Annotated in this window: 19 protein-coding genes; 10 read left to right on the top strand and 9 right to left on the bottom strand. The window is 55.7% G+C overall.

All coding sequences use genetic code 11. The features are described 5' to 3' along the window. Positions 1 to 96 precede the first annotated feature (96 nt). A complete protein-coding gene (locus ACXAGA_RS11980; protein WP_475117708.1) occupies positions 97 to 1,011 on the top strand; it encodes an NAD-dependent epimerase/dehydratase family protein in 915 nt (304 codons plus the stop codon). Positions 1,012 to 1,021: 10 nt separating this feature from the next. Beyond that, complete coding sequence (locus tag ACXAGA_RS11975) at positions 1,022 to 1,984, top strand: fumarylacetoacetate hydrolase family protein (RefSeq protein WP_475117707.1); 963 nt, start codon at positions 1,022 to 1,024, stop codon at positions 1,982 to 1,984. A gap of 47 nt (positions 1,985 to 2,031) precedes the next feature. Here ACXAGA_RS11975 and ACXAGA_RS11970 read toward each other — a convergent pair whose 3' ends face one another. The 4 genes from ACXAGA_RS11970 to ACXAGA_RS11955 form a co-directional block, all read right to left on the bottom strand. After that, positions 2,032 to 3,168 carry an FAD-dependent oxidoreductase gene (locus ACXAGA_RS11970; RefSeq protein WP_475117706.1) on the bottom strand — a complete coding sequence of 379 codons (1,137 nt, stop codon included), beginning with the start codon at positions 3,166 to 3,168 and terminating at the stop codon, positions 2,032 to 2,034. A gap of 27 nt (positions 3,169 to 3,195) precedes the next feature. Further along, complete coding sequence (locus tag ACXAGA_RS11965) at positions 3,196 to 4,191, bottom strand: VOC family protein (protein WP_475117705.1); 996 nt, start codon at positions 4,189 to 4,191, stop codon at positions 3,196 to 3,198. A gap of 3 nt (positions 4,192 to 4,194) precedes the next feature. Beyond that, entirely contained in the window at positions 4,195 to 5,073 is an 879-nt protein-coding gene (locus ACXAGA_RS11960; protein ID WP_475117704.1) for a fumarylacetoacetate hydrolase family protein, read from the bottom strand. Between the two features lie 75 nt (positions 5,074 to 5,148). Then, positions 5,149 to 6,078 (bottom strand): LysR family transcriptional regulator, encoded by a 930-nt coding sequence (locus tag ACXAGA_RS11955; RefSeq protein ID WP_475117703.1) that lies wholly within the window; start codon positions 6,076 to 6,078, stop codon positions 5,149 to 5,151. 272 nt (positions 6,079 to 6,350) lie between these two features. On the opposite strand from ACXAGA_RS11955, the gene ACXAGA_RS11950 reads away from it, so the two are divergent. The 3 genes from ACXAGA_RS11950 to ACXAGA_RS11940 all read left to right on the top strand — a co-directional run bounded on the left by ACXAGA_RS11950 (position 6,351) and on the right by ACXAGA_RS11940 (position 10,319). Next, positions 6,351 to 7,949, top strand: coding sequence for a hypothetical protein (locus ACXAGA_RS11950; protein WP_475117702.1), 1,599 nt, complete (start codon positions 6,351 to 6,353; stop codon positions 7,947 to 7,949). Positions 7,950 to 8,030: 81 nt separating this feature from the next. Then, positions 8,031 to 9,146 carry a porin gene (locus tag ACXAGA_RS11945; RefSeq protein ID WP_475117701.1) on the top strand — a complete coding sequence of 372 codons (1,116 nt, stop codon included), beginning with the start codon at positions 8,031 to 8,033 and terminating at the stop codon, positions 9,144 to 9,146. 603 nt (positions 9,147 to 9,749) lie between these two features. Further along, positions 9,750 to 10,319, top strand: coding sequence for a TIGR02466 family protein (locus ACXAGA_RS11940; protein ID WP_475117700.1), 570 nt, complete (start codon positions 9,750 to 9,752; stop codon positions 10,317 to 10,319). A 42-nt stretch (positions 10,320 to 10,361) separates the two neighbouring features. On the opposite strand, the gene ACXAGA_RS11935 is transcribed toward ACXAGA_RS11940, so the two are convergent. The 4 genes from ACXAGA_RS11935 to ACXAGA_RS11920 all read right to left on the bottom strand — a co-directional run bounded on the left by ACXAGA_RS11935 (position 10,362) and on the right by ACXAGA_RS11920 (position 12,382). After that, a complete protein-coding gene (locus tag ACXAGA_RS11935) occupies positions 10,362 to 10,481 on the bottom strand; it encodes a LuxR C-terminal-related transcriptional regulator (RefSeq protein WP_475117828.1) in 120 nt (39 codons plus the stop codon). Positions 10,482 to 10,695: 214 nt separating this feature from the next. Continuing rightward, positions 10,696 to 11,004, bottom strand: coding sequence for a response regulator (locus tag ACXAGA_RS11930; protein WP_475117699.1), 309 nt, complete (start codon positions 11,002 to 11,004; stop codon positions 10,696 to 10,698). Then, a complete protein-coding gene (locus tag ACXAGA_RS11925; RefSeq protein WP_475117698.1) occupies positions 11,001 to 11,285 on the bottom strand; it encodes a sensor histidine kinase in 285 nt (94 codons plus the stop codon). The genes ACXAGA_RS11930 and ACXAGA_RS11925 overlap by 4 nt, the downstream gene beginning before the upstream one ends. Beyond that, complete coding sequence (locus tag ACXAGA_RS11920; protein ID WP_475117697.1) at positions 11,216 to 12,382, bottom strand: histidine kinase; 1,167 nt, start codon at positions 12,380 to 12,382, stop codon at positions 11,216 to 11,218. Before ACXAGA_RS11920 ends, ACXAGA_RS11925 begins: the two co-directional genes overlap by 70 nt. 550 nt (positions 12,383 to 12,932) lie before the next feature. On the opposite strand from ACXAGA_RS11920, the gene ACXAGA_RS11915 reads away from it, so the two are divergent. From ACXAGA_RS11915 to ACXAGA_RS11895, 5 genes are all read left to right on the top strand, one after another. Continuing rightward, entirely contained in the window at positions 12,933 to 13,460 is a 528-nt protein-coding gene (locus tag ACXAGA_RS11915; protein ID WP_475117827.1) for a tyrosine-type recombinase/integrase, read from the top strand. Between the two features lie 272 nt (positions 13,461 to 13,732). Beyond that, positions 13,733 to 14,164: an RrF2 family transcriptional regulator gene (locus ACXAGA_RS11910; protein ID WP_475117696.1), complete on the top strand. Its 432-nt coding sequence runs from the start codon at positions 13,733 to 13,735 to the stop codon at positions 14,162 to 14,164. 93 nt (positions 14,165 to 14,257) lie between these two features. Then, the gene (locus ACXAGA_RS11905) at positions 14,258 to 15,331 is read left to right on the top strand and encodes a CobW family GTP-binding protein (protein WP_475117695.1); all 1,074 of its coding nucleotides are present in this window, start codon (positions 14,258 to 14,260) and stop codon (positions 15,329 to 15,331) included. A gap of 37 nt (positions 15,332 to 15,368) precedes the next feature. After that, positions 15,369 to 16,010 carry a DUF1007 family protein gene (locus ACXAGA_RS11900; RefSeq protein ID WP_475117694.1) on the top strand — a complete coding sequence of 214 codons (642 nt, stop codon included), beginning with the start codon at positions 15,369 to 15,371 and terminating at the stop codon, positions 16,008 to 16,010. Further along, positions 16,001 to 17,017: a nickel/cobalt transporter gene (locus ACXAGA_RS11895; RefSeq protein WP_475117693.1), complete on the top strand. Its 1,017-nt coding sequence runs from the start codon at positions 16,001 to 16,003 to the stop codon at positions 17,015 to 17,017. Before ACXAGA_RS11900 ends, ACXAGA_RS11895 begins: the two co-directional genes overlap by 10 nt. Positions 17,018 to 17,193: 176 nt before the next feature. Here the strand turns inward: ACXAGA_RS11895 and ACXAGA_RS11890 are convergent, their stop codons facing one another. Beyond that, positions 17,194 to 18,246, bottom strand: a complete 1,053-nt coding sequence (locus ACXAGA_RS11890) for a FecCD family ABC transporter permease (RefSeq protein ID WP_475117692.1) — start codon at positions 18,244 to 18,246, stop codon at positions 17,194 to 17,196. Between the last annotated feature and the right edge of the window lie 2 nt (positions 18,247 to 18,248).

Genomic DNA, 18,248 nt, shown 5'->3' with positions numbered 1-18,248 from the left:
CGTTGGGGCTGTGAACGGCCTGGCGGACTTGTTCGGATTGCACGCTGTGGTTACTAATTGGTTGGACAACCAAATAAGGGCATCGGGGGGATCTGGATGAAAATTGCTGTGATCGGGGCAGGCGGTTTTGTCGGCACACAAGTCGCAAAACGGCTCATCAACATGCCAGAAATTTCTGCTGTTTCTTTGCTGGATCGCGTGCCGACCGCTGGGGTATCCAGCGAAAAGGCAACGCAGCACATCGGCGATTTTTCCGATTCGGCGCTGCGCAACCGCGCTATTGACGGATCAGATGCCGTGATCTGTCTGGTTGCTATTCTGGGCGGCATGGCCGAAACGGACTATGCACTGGCGCGCCGTGTCAATGTCGATGCGTCTTTGGATTTGATCGAACACCTACGCGACACCGCGCCGCAAACGCGGTTTGTTTTTGCATCCACGATCGCGGCCTATGCCAAACCAATGCCGGACCCTGTGACCGACGCGACCCCACTGGGACCGACGATGGTCTACGGCGCGCAAAAGGTGATGATGGAGGTCGCCCTGTCCAACTTTGCCGCCAAAGGGTGGCTGGACGCGGTTAGCCTGCGCCCATCAGGGGTGATGGCACGCGACGGCGCGGATGCCGCGCTGAAATCCGCATTTATGTCGCGCCTGTTTTGGTGTGTGAAACGCAACGAAGATATCACTTTGCCGGTTGCCGAAAATAGCCGCACGTGGCTGACGTCCGTCGATAACGTCGCGCGCAATTTCATTCACGGGGCGCTGGTTTCCGATTTGGGGGCGAACCGCGCGTTCACTTTGCCTGCGTTGTCGTTGACGTTCGGTGATCTGGTCGCGGCGCTGCGCCGCCGTTTCCCTGACAGCACGTCCAAAGTGACGTTCAATCCTGATCCTGCGACGGTCGCTTTGTTTGGCAGCTATCCGGGATTGAAAACTGAAACCGCCGACCGGCTGGGGTTCACGCGTGATGCGGATGCCGATGCTTTGGTCGCTGATGCGATGATCTAAGGAGTAAGACATGAGACTGGCCACAGTTGCAAACGGAACCCCAGACGGCCGACTACATATTGTCAGCCGCGACAACGCGCGCTGCTGCCCTGCGGTTGCCGCACAAACCATGCAATCGGCCCTAGAACGCTGGGACGATCTGCGCAGCGATCTAGAGGCAGAATACGCAGCCCTGAACGCAGGCGGCGGTGAACCATTTGATCCTGCGACCGCACTGGCCCCATTGCCGCGCGCGTGGCAGTGGCTGGACGGCTCTGCATTCGAAAGCCACGGCGATTTGATGGATGCCGTTTTCGGGTTCGAGAAAAAGGAAAAAACCGGCCGTCCTTTGATGTATCAGGGCATGTCGGACCGGTTCCTAGCCCCGACTGAGGACGCACCGTTCCGCACCGAAGAGGACGGGATCGATTTCGAAGGCGAATTTGGCATCATTGCAAAAGCAACCCCAATGGGAACCAAAGAAACCGCCCGCGATCACATCGCGCTGGTCGTTCAAATCAACGACTGGTCGCTGCGTAAACTGGCGCCTGTTGAAATGAAAACAGGGTTCGGTTGGGTACAGGCAAAACCCGCTTGTTCGGTCGCGCCTGTCGCACTGACTCCTGACGAATTGGGTGATGCGTGGCGTGATGCGCGCGTGGATCTGCCGCTGAATGTCGCGTGGAACGGCAACACCTTTGGCGCGCCCAACGGCTATGAAATGGCGTTCGGTTTTGATGATCTGCTGGCGCATGCTGCCTATTCGCGCAATCTGGTCGCAGGCACGGTTATCGGTTCGGGCACCGTGTCGAACACGACCTATCGCGAAATTGGATCGGCCTGTATTGCGGAACGTCGCGGCATTGAAACTCTGGACGAAGGCGCGGCTAAAACGCCGTTCATGTCGTTCGGTGATCGGATCGAAATGGAATGCCGTGCGAAAGACGGGTCGCCATTGTTTGGGGCCATTTCGCAGACAGTGATCAAAGCCTGATCAGATAATACGAAAGGCGGCTGAGATAGCCGCCTTTTTTGTGTTTATTAGTAGGGTTCGGAAATCGCGTGCAGGCTGTCTTGCATCAGCTTTCCCTGATCCGCCATTGGCGCACCGGCCATTTCCATCCGCCCCAATTCCAACGAATTGCCAACGACCAACCGACCACGAGGCAAACGGCGTTGCATGAAATCATGCAATGCGTCCTGCAAATTCGGGCCACGTTTCAGTTCGTCCACCAAAACCAACGCATCTTCGACCGCCATACCTGCGCCCGACCCCAAATGCGGCGTCGTCGCATGAACAGCGTCACCAATCAGGATCACGCGGCCATTGTACCACGGGCCGTCAATCAAAACGGATTCCAGCGGGCGATAGATGATTTCGCTGGTTTCATCGATCTTATCGCGCAGCGTTTTCACAATGCCGCCGAAACCTGTCAGCAAATCGCGCAAAATTGCGGGCAGCTCTTCGGTATCGCGCCATGGATTGTCGGGCACGTTTTCCAACAAATACATGTACATCTTGTCTGGCGAACATGGGTTGAACCCGACCTTTGTTTCTGGGCTCAGGAACATTTGCCCCTGCACCCAGTTCTTTGGCGTATCGAACAGCACGCGCCAGCAGGCCTGACCAGTGAACCGCGGTTTAGGGGCATTTTCCAACGTCATATCGCGCATGGTCGAAAACAGGCCGTCGGCTCCGATGACAAAATCATAGTGTCCTTTGGTGCCGTCCGTGAATGACACATCCACGCCTGCGTCGTCTTGGGAGTAGGATTCAACGGTTAGACCTAGTCGCACGTTGACGCCCAAACTGCGGACCCGCGTCGACATCATGTCGTGCAAAACTGGGCGCAACACGCCGCCTTCGGCGGGCACGTCAGGAGCGTACAGGCGTTCGGATCGGACTTCGCGGATCAGGTTACCTTGTTTGTCGTTCAGGGTAACGCCGTCATGGCCGTGACCTTTGGCCAACAGTTCTTTGGCGAACCCTAGGTCGCACAACGCGCGAAAGGTCAGCACCGATAAAGTGATGCCAGTGCCATAAACGGACCAGTTCGGGTCTTTGTCGACCAGTTCGACGTTCACGCCTTCTTCGGCAAGACGGATTGCTGCAGACATGCCCGCAATACCGCCGCCAACGATCAGCGCATTTTTCATATGGTTGTGCAAATAGTTCATTTCATATGCCTTGGTTTTCCGCCAACGTCAGTCCCAATCGCCTTCGGCGGGGGTTTCTGGTTGCGGTACGTAATCGGGGTGCAGGCGGAATTCCCATTTCTGGCCAGAGCCTAGGAATTCAGGAATTTTGTGCATCCAGCTGTAGGTGCCGAACACTTGGTTCCATTCCCGCGGAATCCAGTTGTCGTCGATGTAATCGCTGTCCGCGCCGTATTCGGCCTCTCCACCTGCGGGGCATTCCAGATAGGAAAACAGCGCCGAGGCGATGCGGTGACGGCCAGAGCCCAATGGGCCAGTCGTCCAACCTTTGCGGGTCATGTAGTTGGTGCCGATCATCATTTCATCGATGTCTTCGACGCCGAAATTCGTGTGGTGATAGATCGGGTAGCCGGGCAGGGGCCCAAAGGTCATGTCGATCAGGAACAGGTTATGGTGTTCGTTTGCACCGTCACACCGCAGATAGAACCCCATTCCGACCTGTTCTTCGGACATGCGGAAATCCAGCATGTCGCGATACCATTCGAATTCTTTCCGAGGGCTTTCGCAGGTGTAAACGGTATGAGTGATCGTTTTCGGCCGCGCACGGGTTTTCCATTTACGCGGTGTGTTCAAACGATTGACGTGACCAGGCGCGTTGACGGGGTCGGGGGCGTAGGTGACTTTTTTGCGGTTGAAAACACGCAGAGCGATCGGGAAACCGCCCGCCGTCAGCGTGTGCACTGTGCCGTCATCATCGCGGGTGATGTCCTGATGCGCTGCCAGTCGTTCGGCCAGCTCATCCAGATTTTCCTGCGTATCGACACCCCAAACGATTTCTTTAACGCCTTTGTCGCGGAAAATGGTTTTCGGCAGGGCGACATCATCAATGTGACGCAGGATGACGTTTGATCCTTCGTCTAATTTGTAATGCGTCATTTCATTAGTTTTGCTTTTCGTGACCAGTCCGAAATCCTCGAAAAAACGGGTGCTCGTTTCTAGGTCATCGACCCCGAAAATGAGGCTTTCAATTCCGACAATCGGCATGTCTTAACTCTCTTTCATGGTGTTCGTGGTTTGGCGGCCCAGTCCGGTGACAGCCGCCTCAATAATGTCGCCATCGCCTAAACGGATCAGCGTGGCAGGATCGGTTTGCGGGCCTAGGCAAATCAAATCGCCCGGAAACAGCTGAACGTTATGGCTGAGTTCGGACAGCGTTTCGGCAAAGGACGGAATGTTTGCGCCGTTGAACCCTGTTCGGCTTTCGCCGTTGATCGGGATCACTGCGTCGATGGCGGCCTGTTCTGGTACAAAGGCGGCAGGCACGAAATAGGGGCCGGCGGCCAATGATGTCGGGCTTTGTTTCGCGGCAAATGTCGCGCCATTTTCCCACAGGTCCGCAACGGTATAATCGCTGACGCCGACAAATCCGGCGATGGCGTCGGCGGCCTGCTGGGGCGTTGCCCGCATCAACGGGCGGCCAATGACGGCACCGATTTTGACTTCGCCCCATAGGCCCGCGCTGTGCGGTGGGATCAGAACCTTTGCCTCTGGCCCGACCAAAGTAGAGGCAAGCCGCGCCATCATTTCCCCGTCTTTTAACGTATTCTGAGACAGAATTTGGCGGGGTGATGACAGCGGGCAGTCGGTGGTGAAAAAGTCGATAGACGAGACCGCCGACCGGAAATATTTCCCTTTGATCGGGTCATCCAACGCCGTCACAACAGCGCACAGGCCGTGGAAATTATGGTCCCAATTCCGCAACAGCCCATCCAGACAGTTGGGTTCGGTTAACGCATATCCCAGCTGCGCAGCCAAAGGCAGAATTGCATCGATCGGCACGACCGCAGCATCGTCCAGAACAATAGCGGGAAACGCGGGGCTGGACGATATGCGCAGCTGCGCCAATGCAAAAGGTATCTGCTCCATGCCGCTACGTTCCTCCCCGTGGCTGGTCCAAGGGGGACGCTATCAGTGCGGCTTCAATCTAAAAAATCGATTGTTCTAATCGTTTTCATCGCTTTCATCGATAGATGACCCATCGCCTGCGTTCAGGATGCGCGCACGCACCCACGCAAGGCATTCATCCGTTTCCGCATAGGCATGCCATTGTAGGCTTTGATGCAAAGGCGGCAGGACAATCGGCGACGGCAGCAATCGAATGGGCAGGATGGTACTGAACTGTTCGGCCAACCTGCGGTGCATCAGCGCGATCAGATCGGTGTTGATCACCAAAAACGGGATCGACGAAAAACTACCGGCCTGAACCGCGATTTTACGTTCTTCGGCGCGGTGTTTCATGAACCACGTTTCATAGCTGGGCGTAAAGGTGGCGAATTTCACGGCGGCATGGGCGGCGTCAAAAAACTGTTCTTCGGTAATCGTGTCACCGACCCAAGTGTTTTCATTCCACGCAACGACGACATAGTCGTCTTGGTAGAACGGGGCGCTGGGGTGGTCGGGCGACAGGTAAAGATCGGGCATGACCAACATATCGACTTCGCCACGTTCCAATTTTTCGCGCGGATCACGGCCCTGATGTTCGACGGTTATGGTCAGGCCCGGAGCTTCGCGCGCGATTTCATGCAGCGGATCCTGCAGCGCGGCCAGCAGAACAGAGTCGGACGAGATAATCTTGATCTCGCGTTTGACGGTTGCGGGGTCGAACACAGGCGCCTGAATGATCGTTCCATCGATCTGGGCCAACGCGGCGCGGACTTTGCCAGCCAACCCCTGCGCGCGCGGTGTCAGAACCATTTTACGGCCAACCTGCACCAACAGGTCATCCCCGAAATATTCACGCAATCGCGCCAACGCACCCGACGTTGCCGATTGGCTAAGGCACAGTTTATCCGCAGCGCGGCTAACGTTGGCTTCGCTTAGTAGGATATCCAACGCGACCAGCAGATTTAGGTCCAACCCTTTGAAACGCATAATTCGCCCCTTCGTAAAATCCTTATATCGGTATCATCGATCTTATGCTGTGAAACAATCGTTTCTTCGAATGTTAGAAAATTGCGCAGCAAATAGGTTGCGCGCGCACGCCTTGCGTGTGTCGATATCTGATATTCGCGAAAAAAGGATCATCCAGACCGATCCTTGCAATCGAAACTCTCGATTTGGTCGATCGTTCAATTATTCATAACCTTGCCTTTACGTAAGCGGGCCAAGCGCGAGGAGGCGTTTACCCGCACAGGGAGGAAATAATGAAAACGAATTTTGTTCGGATTGGCCTTGCGGCCGGTCTGCTATCTTCGGTTTGCCTGCTGCCGGCCTATGCCGATATCTCTGCAGCGCCAAGCCTACGTCACGGCAACACCGTGGCCGAAATTCCATCGGATCAGGACGTCACCGCAGCAGATCGCGAAGGGTTCGATACCCTGCGCCCAGGTGTTTACACCGATTTTGAAAAAGCTGCCGTCGATGCCTATTACGCCGAAAACGAAGCGATCCGTCTACGTGGCCAGATTGACATCAACCAATTGATCAACGGCGAATTGCCTGAAGGTACCCCAGGTTTGGGCCCAGTGATCGACGTGACCGAAGATTGGGTTCGGTATCAGCACGAAAAATACGATCCCCTGAACCCGATCCGCCACGACGAAGACGTCGCCATTGCGGCAGGATACAAAGCGATCCCCGTTTATCCGACATTTGCGGCCCACGACGACAGCTCGATGATCCCATGGCCTGTGACGGTACGCGACAAACTGCTTGTCAGTGACCTGAACCATTCGCTGACCAACTATGAACCCGTTTATGTGGGTGACACGCTGTATATCGTGGTCAACCAACGTGATGTGCTGGACCTGACCCCAGAACAGGGCGCCACGCGCCGCGCGGTTGTTCTGGTATCGCAAGCGTCCATCTACAACCAAAACGGCGTCAAAGTATCCGACATGACGTTCCGCGTGACCGAACAGCTGTCTGTGATTTCGGACAGATCCCAAGCGCCCGTGAACCCAAGCTTTCCTGAGATTTGGGAAAGCGCGAATTGGATGGAACGCGCCGAACACGTTTACACCGACGCCGATTGGGACTTTATCAAAGAGACTTGGGCCGCCGAAGAAATCCGTGGCGCCACCCCCCGCTATTGGGAAGAGGTCAGCATTGGCGATCGTCCGGTTGTCACGCTGGATGGCCCAATCGCCGAAGGTCCAACCCCGACGTGGGGTATGGGCATGGGGTCGGGCGGTGCACGCAGCATCCGACCCGAAGTGATGGACGAAGATGGTTTCGACGATCTGGTCCGCAACCCGACCGACGGCATCTATCGTTTGGAAGATCCAAACCTGTTGCGCCCCCAAATGCCGCCACTGCCGTCGTATGAAAACGCTCCGCCTCCGCCTCCGCGCCCTGGCGCTGTAGATGTGGCCAACATCCACACCAAAGGCGTTGATCGCGGCGTTCTGGTGAACTTTGCCGGTCGTGACTATGCCATCCGCCACATCACCAACTGGATGGGCGACACAGGTTGGATCAAAAACATCTCTTGGTCGATCATGGACCCGCGTTCGATGTGGGATCATGGCGTGGCAGTTGTGCCAGACCCATTGGCGCAGCGCTATGTCAGCCGCGTCGCAGGGATGGAGGACGCCTATGTTTCGACCCACGGTCTGACCAAAGACGTGGCCGTCGTGCATTCCGAAGTCACCGACAAACGGGTCGTCAACGGCAAGTTCGAGGTCGAGCTGATTTGGTGGATCGAAACGATCGAAGGCGACATCTGGGAAGAGGGCCAAGCAATCGTCGTTCTGCCATCTGCCGATGCAGGTGTCGCAACCGCCGTACCAACCGCGCAGTAAATCGCGCCTGATACAGAACGGGCAGGGGGTTGATATGGCGTCTAGGCCTCGACCCCTGCCAATACTCTAGGGACAAAAAAGATGAAAAAACTACTAGCAGCGACCGCGATCACCGCGGCCGCACAGATGGGAATTGCCCAAACCGCCGCAGCTCAGGGCATGCCGCCTATTCAGGACGGGTTCCACACCAACGGCGAAGTCCTGCTGACCTATGGCAATACTCACTACGGCGACAGCGATATTCTGGGCCTTGGTCGTCTGAACTTTAGCGGTGCAACCGCCGTTGGCGATATGCGTGCCACAGTTCGCGGTGAACTGGTTGTCCGTTCCGATGCGGACGACCTGCCAGCCGATATGGATGACCCGCTGAACGTCGAACTGGCGCTGGAAACAGCCTATGGTACCTTTGGTTATTCGACCTATCACCGTTGCGCAGGGGTTGGTTTCCCTTGGACAGACGGCGACGTTGGCAACTTGGGTTCTGCCAACATCCACCCTTGGGTTCCGGGCACATACCGCTGCGCCGGCGGCATTTCAGTCTACATGGGCGAAGGCGGCTTGGGCGGCGATGACCACTTTTTCTATCGTAACCAACTGGGCGGCCTGTCGGTCAATGCGTGGTACGATCACGACCTGAACTACGAAAACATCGACCGCCGTGGTGTCGACACGCTAGACGGCGAAGACGCCCCGAAATTCGAAGCTGAAGTGGCATATGATTTCGGTCCATTGCGCGCCTTTGCGGGTAAAAACGATGTGGGCGACTACAAACTGGGCTTTTCCGCGCCAGTGGGTCAAGCGGGCGTCAATGTCAGCTATGAATACAACCACCTAGATGCCGCCACTGTCATGACCGGCCACGTGCTGACCGCGATGTATATGCCCAAAAATCGGGGCATTCTGCGCGTGATCCGCGCCGATGCATGGCATGTAGAGAGCGAAACCGGTGACACCTACGACAACTGGATGGTCGATGTACGTTTTGGCCAAGGCGATTGGGAACTGGGCATCGGATACGAAGGTCAGGGCAACATCGCCGTCGAAGGCGCCTATAAAGTTACCGACAATCTGTCTGTGGTCGCGGGCCTTGACAACGGGTTTGACGATGGCGACGGCTGGTCCGCTGCCTTTGGTCCACCAACCGCAGTGCCTAGCCGCGAAGGCAGCTATGAAATCGGTCTAAAGATGTCGTTCTAACATCACCCACCCCTAGCGCGTCATAAAGCGCGCTGGGGGCTGTTTTGGTTCGGATTCAAACAGTTCCGACCTGTTCAATATTGCCTTTGGTCTGTACGCCGATCTGGTCGGTCATGTTCGTAGCCCAAATTGACCGTAGCGGCATTTTCTGGGTTTGCGACGGATGTCGGATCGCTGAAAAACGATCACAGACTATTTTACGGATTTCGCCAGACCTAGGTCTGATTAACTCCCCAACTTTTTTCAGTAGTTGTAGGGCCATATGCCCATTTAGGAAAAGGTTCCTGTCAGGGCAAGGTGGCGGCACAAAGGCCCTGATGGCCCCGAACTGGAGATCGTTAATGAAAATTTCTCAGGACGACGAGTCGGATGACAGTGACGAAGATGATGATGATGACAGCGACGAAGACGATGATGACGACGAAGATGATGATTGATCGATAGCTGTCTTCGTATCTGGACGTGATTTGATGGGCAGCCGCGACAATTGCGGCTGCCGTTTTTCATTCCAATCGTAATTAGTAAAACAGGACGACCACCGTGGACACGCTTACTCAGACGAAATACGAAAAACTGTTTTCGACGCCTGTGTTTCGCTTCTGATTGCAGGATGCCGAGCAACTGAACGCTGACCTTCTGGCCGAAGGGGCGCGGTTGCGATCTGAAACGGCCGGTGTTTCGAAATCAAACAAGGGCGGGTGGCATTCCGCCGGGAACTTATTCGACAACAACGCAGCGTGTATTCAGCGCCTCAAGGCGGATGCCGCGACAGCGGTCCTCTCCGCAACACAGAAAATCGGCGCGAAAGCGGAATTGGATAGGCTTGTTTTGAAACTGTTTGCATGGATGAATGCGAACCCGCCGGGCGGATTTAACGCGCCCCTCACGCACCCTGGGGCCCACTGGTCTGGGGTGTATTACGTTGCACAGCCAGATGTTGAAACCGGGTCTTCTGGCAAAATCGAATTTCTGGACCCACGCACGGACTTGCCAAACTGGAGACTGCTTCAAGCGCCAGCATTCAATGCAAAGAAAGCGATCCGACCTATGGCGGGTGAGATGATCTTGTTTCCTTCGTATCTTGTCCATTGGGTGTGCCCGAACGAAACATCAGAGGAACGCGTGTCGATTGCGTTCAACGCGACCTTTAGAAAACCACCCAAATCCACATAACCGCGACATGAATTCTGATCCCTTGGCCGGCACTTGCGAATTTCAGTCAGATTTTCCCCAAGCGTCATGAGCGATCAACGCTGCTTCGACCCGATTTCGCGCGTGAAGTTTTCCCATGATGACGGTCATGTAGTGCTTTACTGTCTTTTCTTGTAGCTCCAAGGCATGTGCGACTTCCTTGTTGCTTTGACCTTTCGCGACAAGTCTCAAGATATCTTCTTCAGCTTTGTCAGGTCTTCTAAAGGCGATACCTCTTTGTTTGTTTCTTGCCGCGACATGATTGTCAGGACCTTGGCGGCAAGGGCGGGGGAAACATGTGCCTCACCCTCTGCTACGCCTTTCAAAACACTACTCAGTTGGCTGGCAGATACACCTTTCAAATATACGCTTTCGCCCCCAACCGAAGCGCATCGGCAACGTGTTCGTCTTCCTCTGAAACCGTCAACATCGCCACGTGTTTCGCGCTGACCGCAGCTGAAATCGCCTGAACAGCAGCCAAGCCGCCGCCGGGCATGGACAGGTCCAAAAGGGCAATGTCAAGATGTTTGGCGTCGGCAATCTGGATGGCTTCTTCGGCTGATCCCGCAGTGCCTACCACGCGGAATTCTCCGGTTTCTTCTAGGCTTGTGATAACGCCGTCACGATAAATGGGGTGATCGTCTGCGACGATAATACGGGTGGTCATTCTTCCTCCTTCGGGATTGGCAAGCGTAGGCAAGCTTGCGTCCCTTCACCTGTGATCGACTTAATCAAAAACGTACCGCCCAGTGTTTCTGCACGGTCGGACAGCCCAAACAAACCCTGGCCGCCGTCTTCGCGCACACCAGCGGTTTCATCAGGCACAAAGCCGCAACCATCATCCGAAACGGATACTTCGATGCAGTCATCAACCAGACTCAGCTGGGCTGAAATGTTCTGTGCATGGGCATGGCGTGCAGCGTTCGATAGCGTTTCTTGTAAGAGCACAGTTTGGTTGAATAGGTCGCGCGCATATCGCCAGCTCTGGCGTCATCAAACCGCACATCCGAGCCAAAAACCTTGTTGTGTTCCTTTACAGCTTGGGCAGCGCATGCGGCAAGGTCGAGGCTTGCCAAGTCCGGCAATGCCAAACCACGAGAAATGCTTCGCAGTTCTTTCATCGCATTGTCCAATGATGATTTGACGATGTCCGCGTCCTTCGACGGGCCAAGCCCCGCCGCTTCCAGCCGCAAACTAGCCAATGATAGATATTGCGCCACGCCGTCGTGCAAATCCTGACCGATGCGCTGCATGATTTTCTCGGATTGAGCCGTTGACCTTTGTGCCGCCTCTGACACTCGCTTGAGCAAGGCGTCATTTTTCATGGATAGGGTGCGGCTTTCGATGAGCTGGGATTGAAGTTGTTTGCGTTGTCGTTCGATCAACCGACTGCCCGCATGAACGATTATGAACAGGATCGCGCCACTCAAAGCAAAGACACGCCCCACCAGCGCCCAGCTTTCACTGCGCGCTTTGACCAAGTCATCAGCGAGCTGTTCTGCGCGTTGATAAAACTCTACTACGAACAAGACTTCACCGGTATTTGCATCCCGAATAGGCACGTAAACCTCTAGCAAAGGCACGCCTATCGTTGCTTCTGGATGATCGGCCTGCGCTTGAATGGTGTGGAACTGAGATGCGACCTCGCCGGACAACGCCTGCAAAAGTGGCGCAGATAATTCGATTTGCACGCCGCGTTGATCCGGTAAGTATGAGTCAAGGATAAGACCGGTGTCACTAAAAACGTTGTAGGTCACGACGTGTTTTTGCAAAATGCCTTCCTGAAATGCGCGCCGTAATGCCAGTCTTGCATCATCCGAGATTGGTTGGTTCTCACCGTCGTCGCGCGTCTGGTTGGGCAGCAAACTTTCGATATAGAGCGCTGCTGAAATGCCCGAATTTTGCACAACCCCTTGTTCGATCCGATCTGTAACCCAAGCGCCTACTGCATATGCTCCAGCAGTCAACACCACACCTCCAGCAAGGAGAAATTGGACAGTAAGCGAACGGATCAACCGACCGGTAATATTGCGAATGTTCATCATATGGCATTCATGCACTGAACACGGAAACTTTCCTACGGACCTTAGTCGGTGTTGAACTTATAGTCTCTCTAATCGGCCAGATTATTCAACAAAGCAGCTAAAGTCAGCTTTGAGCCCATTCTGTGAGTTCAGTTTTCTCGCTGCGAGCGCACGCAGCACGACTAACTCTGCGGGTGCTCCGACTGGAACGCTGCGTGGCGGCACGGATAGCGGCCATTCGCTCGCCCCGCAGCTAGGTTTTGCAAGGCAACTCACAGGCGGTGGACTAAACAGCTGTTCGTCCTTTGATCCTGCCCGGATCAACGGGGGCTCGGGCCGCCGCATGGGCATACAGCACCGACGCAATCGGCCAACTCCTGAAAACTGCCCTTGCCACCGACGATATAGTCTCACTGCCAGCGCGGTGCTGGTGAATGGGCTTGAAGGGTGGATCGGAGGGCAAATCATGCCAAGAGTCCAACTTCCTGCAACCACCCCGAAACGCAGAGCCTGGAATAAGGGCCGTATCATCGGTCAAAAACGACCTTTGCTGCCAAAATAGGTCTGGGCGATCCGGGCAAGGCTTGAACTAGCAGAGCATCTACGCGATCTGGCTTTGTTCAATGTCGCCATCGACAGCAAGCTTCGCGGATGTGATCTCGTGAAACTGGCCGTGTCTGACCTTGTAAAGGACGACCGCGTTCGGGAACGCGCTTCCGTGATCCAAAGCAAGACCAAGCGGCCAGTGCAGTTTGAATTGACGGAAAACACGCGTGAAACTGTGTTATCCTGGGTCAAATCACCTGAAATGTTTGCTTGCCCGTTTATGTTCCCCAGCCGGTTTCATGACCGGCCACACATCTCGACCCGCCAATCCGGTCGGTTGGTGCGTGATTGGGTGACGGCAATCGGGCTAGAGCCAAGTGGATATGGTACCCATTCACTCCGCCGGACGAAGGCAGCAGAGATCTATCGAAAGACCGGCAATCTCCGTGCCGTCCAATTGCTACTTGGTCACACGAAGGTCGATAGCACCGTGCGATACTTGGGCGTTGAACTCGAAGATGCCCTAAGCATTGCTGAGCGCATCGATATCTGAGCCACTTTGGCGAACGGTCCTGCCGTTCGTCACCTCCAATCGGCCACCGGTCCTCTCCTCAGATCAATGCAAACGCCTCATCGAGCTGCTGACCGCGTCAGTTACTTGGTCGATGTGAACCACCTCATCCGTTTGAATTTCGCAGACTAAAGCAAAATGAGTCGACAAACTCGGCGCTAATTCGCAAGACAACCGAATTAGGGCTGTGCACCCGTTGAATTTATCGTAACACTCTCAGTTACGATCGTTAGTGCCAAAACCGGAGCAATCATTTGAAGCGGAACTCACGTCTGTCGCTTGCGTTGCACGCCCTCAGTCACATGGCCTACGACATGGATGTGGCCCAAACATCGGCTGACATAGCGGACCACGCCGGGACCAATCCGGTCGTGGTCCGGCGGGTTCTGGGCAAACTGCGTGCGGCAGGCTTGTTGACCTCGGAGCGCGGTCACTCTGGCGGATGGCGATTGGCGCGTGACACACAGCACATCACATTGGCTGACGTGTACGCGGCACTTGGTGAGAGCCTCATCGCGTCGGACCCCGGACCACAAACCAATGCTTGCGCGGTGGAGCGCGCACTCGACAAGCGGGTCCTTCAGATCATGAAAGAGATCGAAGACAGTCTGGTCAACCGCTTGTCACAAACAACAATTGCCGATGTCCGAAGATCAATAAGACAGGACGCATCCCATGCGCATTGAAGCAGTTAAAGGCGGTTCCGCTTCCAGATTTGTCGGGCCATCACGCCAAATGAGAATTGCAATCAACGGTCTCAGCAAAACGGAGAACAGGACATGAATGACGAACGTGTTCCGGTGACACTTCTGACCGGTTTTCTCGGCGCTGGAAAAACAACGCTGCTCAATGCCGTTCTTGGTGACGGTTCCGGAGGGCGTGCCGCAGTGATCGTGAATGAATTTGGCGAGGCAGGCCTCGACCACGATCTGATCACAGAGAGCAGTGACGACGTCGTGTTGATGTCATCGGGCTGCTTATGTTGCTCCGTGCGTGGTGATCTTGCGCGCACCATGTTGCAGCTTCTGAGCAGGCGCGTGCGTGGCGAACTCGCATTTGATCGCGTTGTGATCGAGACCACTGGCCTCGCCGATCCGGGGCCTATTGTCCAAACCCTTGTGAATGATCGAGATCTGGCCAGAAACACGCGTCTTGATGGCGTGGTGACCGTAGCGGATGCCGTGAACGGGATGAAGACGCTAGATACGCAATTCGAGGCCGTATCGCAGGCGGCTGGGGCTGACGTGATTATTTTGAGCAAGACGGACTTGGTCGAAGGTGATGCTGTCAAGGCTATTGAAACGCGCCTTCGGGGTTTGAACCCAACCGCCCCAATCGTGCGCGCAATCCGTGGCGATCGCGCCCATAAGCATATGTGGGGTCTTTCGGGCGTGCGCCATGGTGTGACGCAAACGGAGGCGGTCAACTGGTTGCAGACACCTAGCCTTGCGCCCAGTGATCCACTCCAAAGCATCTCCGGCCTCGGACCAAGGCGTGTGAATCCTTCCGCTTTCTCGCCGCACGACAGCCGTATTCGAAGTGTTTCAATCGCCCTGGAAGAGCCGCTTGAAGATAAGGTTTTTGACGACTGGTTGACAGATTTGGTTAAGCTTCGCGGACCCAATTTGTTGCGGGTCAAAGGTCTTGTTTTTCTCAAGGGCATCGACTTCCCTTTTGTCTTCCATGGCGTCCAGCATGTCTTTGACAATCCGGTGCCCATTAAAGACTGGGATCAAAGTGATCGAAAAAGCCGGATCGTCATCATCGCGCGCGATCTGTCCGAAACCAGGTTGCGTCGTTGTCTCAAGCCACTGTCCAAAGAAGCCGAAATTGCGCTCACCAATGCGAGCTAGGCGGATGCCGCGTTGGGGGATACGACATGTGCTCAGCATGTTCCGTGGCACGCTGTTCTGCGGGTTAATCGCTTTGTTTGGCAGTTCAGCCGCGGGACACCCGCATGTCTTCGTCGATGGTGGCGTGGACTTCGTCTTCGAAAACGATACCCTTGTCGCGCTGCGCGTGACATGGCTCTACGACGATTTCGAGACGCTCTATATTTTGTCGTCATATGACCTCTCGCTGAACGCCCAAGGCGGGTTGAATGAACCCGATCGCATGTCGCTCATCCGACATCGCAGTGATTGGCCCAGCGACTTCGATGGCTCCGCACATTTATCGGTGGACGGCGAGGCCATTGCGTTGAAATGGCCGACCGACCTGGATGCCGACATGTTGGACGGCCGACTGCGGGTCACATTCACGCGGGAACTGGATGAGACGGTTCCAATGACGGGCCTGGTGGCTGATGTTGCCTTTTACGAATCCACTTACTTTTATGCCTTCGCGGTCACTGATCTGCCCAAGCTTCAGGGTTCCGGTGGCAAATGTCACGCGGAGGTCGTTAAGTACGATCCATCGGAACAAGATGAGCAGTTGCAAGAGACACTGGCGCTGCTGGGTCGAGAGGAAACGCCGTCAATGGCCAATGTTGGGTCCTTGTTCGCAGACAGGATTGCGTTGAAATGCGTGTAGCACTGTTTCTGATCGCTACAGTTTCTGTGGCATTCTTTGCAATCAATTTGGTTGACCTCAGTCGGATAGCGCATTGGGCCGTTGAAGCGCAGCTTGGATTTCAGAACCAAATGGCGGGCGCGATCCGCGCTCTCAAAGCCGGGGACGTTGGCGCTTATGCTGCCTTGCTGAGTGCGACTGCCGCATATGGGTTTGTTCATGCCTTGGGTCCTGGCCACGGAAAGTACCTGGTCGGTGGCGTGGGGCTGGGAACATCTGTGTCAGTTCGCAAGCTCGTCGGGTTAGCCGCTGTCTCAAGCTTGGCACAGAGCCTTTGGGCCATTGTGTTGGTGTTTGGTGGGTTTTCACTCGTTGAGGTATCCGCGCGCCAAATGACGGTGATGGCAGAGGAATATCTGGCACCGATCAGCTACCTGGCAATTGCTGGCATTGGACTTCTTCTTGTCTGGCGCGGGATCAGAAGCATTCAACGACTGGATCGATTGCTTCAAGCATCGCATCAGCGCCAAGCGGCTTTGCCACCAGGCGGGTTCTCATTTGCACGTCAACATGTTCTCGCGCAGGAAGGTGGCTTTGACGAACCAAGCATAAGATGGGCTGACCAATATACTTCCGCGGACCACAAACCCTGCGAAGAAAGCTGCGATTGCGCAGCTCACGGTCCCACGCTCGACCAGGTCGCACACGTTGGATCCCTCCGCGATGCACTTGGTTTGGTTTTGAGCATCGCAATCCGACCTTGCACCGGAGCCATATTCCTGCTCGTGATCGCCTGGCAAATGGATCTCGCGATGGCTGGTGCTTTTGCCGTTGTGACAATGGGATTGGGCACCGCAGGCCTGACATCATTAGTTGCCATTTCAAGCGTTGCAGCGCGAAACATTGCTGCACTTTCAATTGCAAACAGCCAACGGTGGGGCATTGTCATGCCTGGAATTCAAGTGTTTTCAGGGGTCACGATCGCTCTAATAAGCCTGAGTCTTCTCTGCTTCAGGTTGACGCTATAACTTCCTAAGAATCACCAATGTCACTCACATCCATCGCGTATAGGTGATCAGCATAGGTGTACCCATCCAGCATGATGCCCCCAGTCAATGTCATCCCAAGTTTCTGGAGCACTCTGACTGAGCGGCGGTTCGTTGGATCGACAATGCCAACGATACGGTCAAATCTGCCGAGCACGCTACCCCTGACGTCGGCTCAGAAGCCAAACAAAGAAGACACCACCGACGAGGCCGGTAACGATGCCGATTGGCATGTCTTCCGGGGCCATAATGGTGCGGGCCGTGATGTCTGCCCAGAGGAGGAAGATCGCCCCAAGGAAGGCTGAGGCGGGGAGCACCCGTCGATAGTCACCGCCGACCAACATGCGGGCCACATGGGGAACCATAAGGCCAACAAAGCCGATGATGCCAGAAAAGGCGACCATGACGCCGGTGATGAGTGCGCCTGCCACGAAGACCGCCAACCGGAAGCGCGCGACGGGGATGCCGAGGGTGGAGGCGGTCTCATCCCCGACAGTCATGGCATTCAATTCCGTGGACCGTGCGAGAAGCCAGGCGGCGCTGACGAGAAGCACGACCAGTGGATAGATCAACTGGCTCCACTGCGCGAGGCCGAGGCCACCTAGCATCCAGAAGACCACGACATGGGTCGCCTTGGGGTCGCCGAGGAAGATCAGTACATTGGCACAGGCCATGATGATGAAGGATACAGCGACGCCCGCCAGCACAAGCCGATCCGCGCTCATTGCGTCCGCAAAGCGCGAGACGCCAAGGACGATGGCCGTTGCCCCAAGCGCCCCGAGGAAGGCCAGCAGTGGGACGGTGAGAAGGCCGATGAAGAGGCCAGTGTGCAGGAGTGCAAGGATCGCCCCGAAAGCCCCGCCCGAAGAAATACCCAACAGATGTGGATCTGCGAGGGGGTTACGGGTGACTGCTTGCAGGCTGGCGCCCACCATCGCCAGACCCGCTCCGACCATCATGGCAAGGATCGCTCGTGGAAAGCGGATCTCCCACACGATGGCCTCGCGCCCGTGGCTCCAGGTTTGTTCGATCAGTCCGGGGCTGATCTTATTCAGCAGGATGCCCCAGACCGTGCCGAGGGGGACAGAGACCGCCCCCACCGACACCGCGACGGACAGCGAGACCAACAGCAGGGCCAGACCGCCCGAGAGATAGGACGATACGCCGAGACTGCGGTGCATGGATGGTGCGGTGCTGGCGGCCTCGCTCATGG

This window comes from Marivivens sp. ABH4_498 (assembly GCF_056160585.1).
Note: the sequence above shows the minus strand (reverse complement) of the source record. Positions and strands in the feature narration are given on the sequence as shown.

Coding starts and splice junctions, on each gene's coding strand:
- ACXAGA_RS11980 (WP_475117708.1), top strand. CDS start 97: ATGAAAATTGCTGTGATCGGGGCAGGCGGTTTTGTCGGCACACAAGTC.
- ACXAGA_RS11975 (WP_475117707.1), top strand. CDS start 1,022: ATGAGACTGGCCACAGTTGCAAACGGAACCCCAGACGGCCGACTACAT.
- ACXAGA_RS11970 (WP_475117706.1), bottom strand. CDS start 3,168: ATGAACTATTTGCACAACCATATGAAAAATGCGCTGATCGTTGGCGGC.
- ACXAGA_RS11965 (WP_475117705.1), bottom strand. CDS start 4,191: ATGCCGATTGTCGGAATTGAAAGCCTCATTTTCGGGGTCGATGACCTA.
- ACXAGA_RS11960 (WP_475117704.1), bottom strand. CDS start 5,073: ATGGAGCAGATACCTTTTGCATTGGCGCAGCTGCGCATATCGTCCAGC.
- ACXAGA_RS11955 (WP_475117703.1), bottom strand. CDS start 6,078: ATGCGTTTCAAAGGGTTGGACCTAAATCTGCTGGTCGCGTTGGATATC.
- ACXAGA_RS11950 (WP_475117702.1), top strand. CDS start 6,351: ATGAAAACGAATTTTGTTCGGATTGGCCTTGCGGCCGGTCTGCTATCT.
- ACXAGA_RS11945 (WP_475117701.1), top strand. CDS start 8,031: ATGAAAAAACTACTAGCAGCGACCGCGATCACCGCGGCCGCACAGATG.
- ACXAGA_RS11930 (WP_475117699.1), bottom strand. CDS start 11,004: ATGACCACCCGTATTATCGTCGCAGACGATCACCCCATTTATCGTGAC.
- ACXAGA_RS11920 (WP_475117697.1), bottom strand. CDS start 12,382: ATGATGAACATTCGCAATATTACCGGTCGGTTGATCCGTTCGCTTACT.
- ACXAGA_RS11905 (WP_475117695.1), top strand. CDS start 14,258: ATGAATGACGAACGTGTTCCGGTGACACTTCTGACCGGTTTTCTCGGC.
- ACXAGA_RS11900 (WP_475117694.1), top strand. CDS start 15,369: ATGTTCCGTGGCACGCTGTTCTGCGGGTTAATCGCTTTGTTTGGCAGT.
- ACXAGA_RS11895 (WP_475117693.1), top strand. CDS start 16,001: ATGCGTGTAGCACTGTTTCTGATCGCTACAGTTTCTGTGGCATTCTTT.
- ACXAGA_RS11890 (WP_475117692.1), bottom strand. CDS start 18,246: ATGAGCGAGGCCGCCAGCACCGCACCATCCATGCACCGCAGTCTCGGC.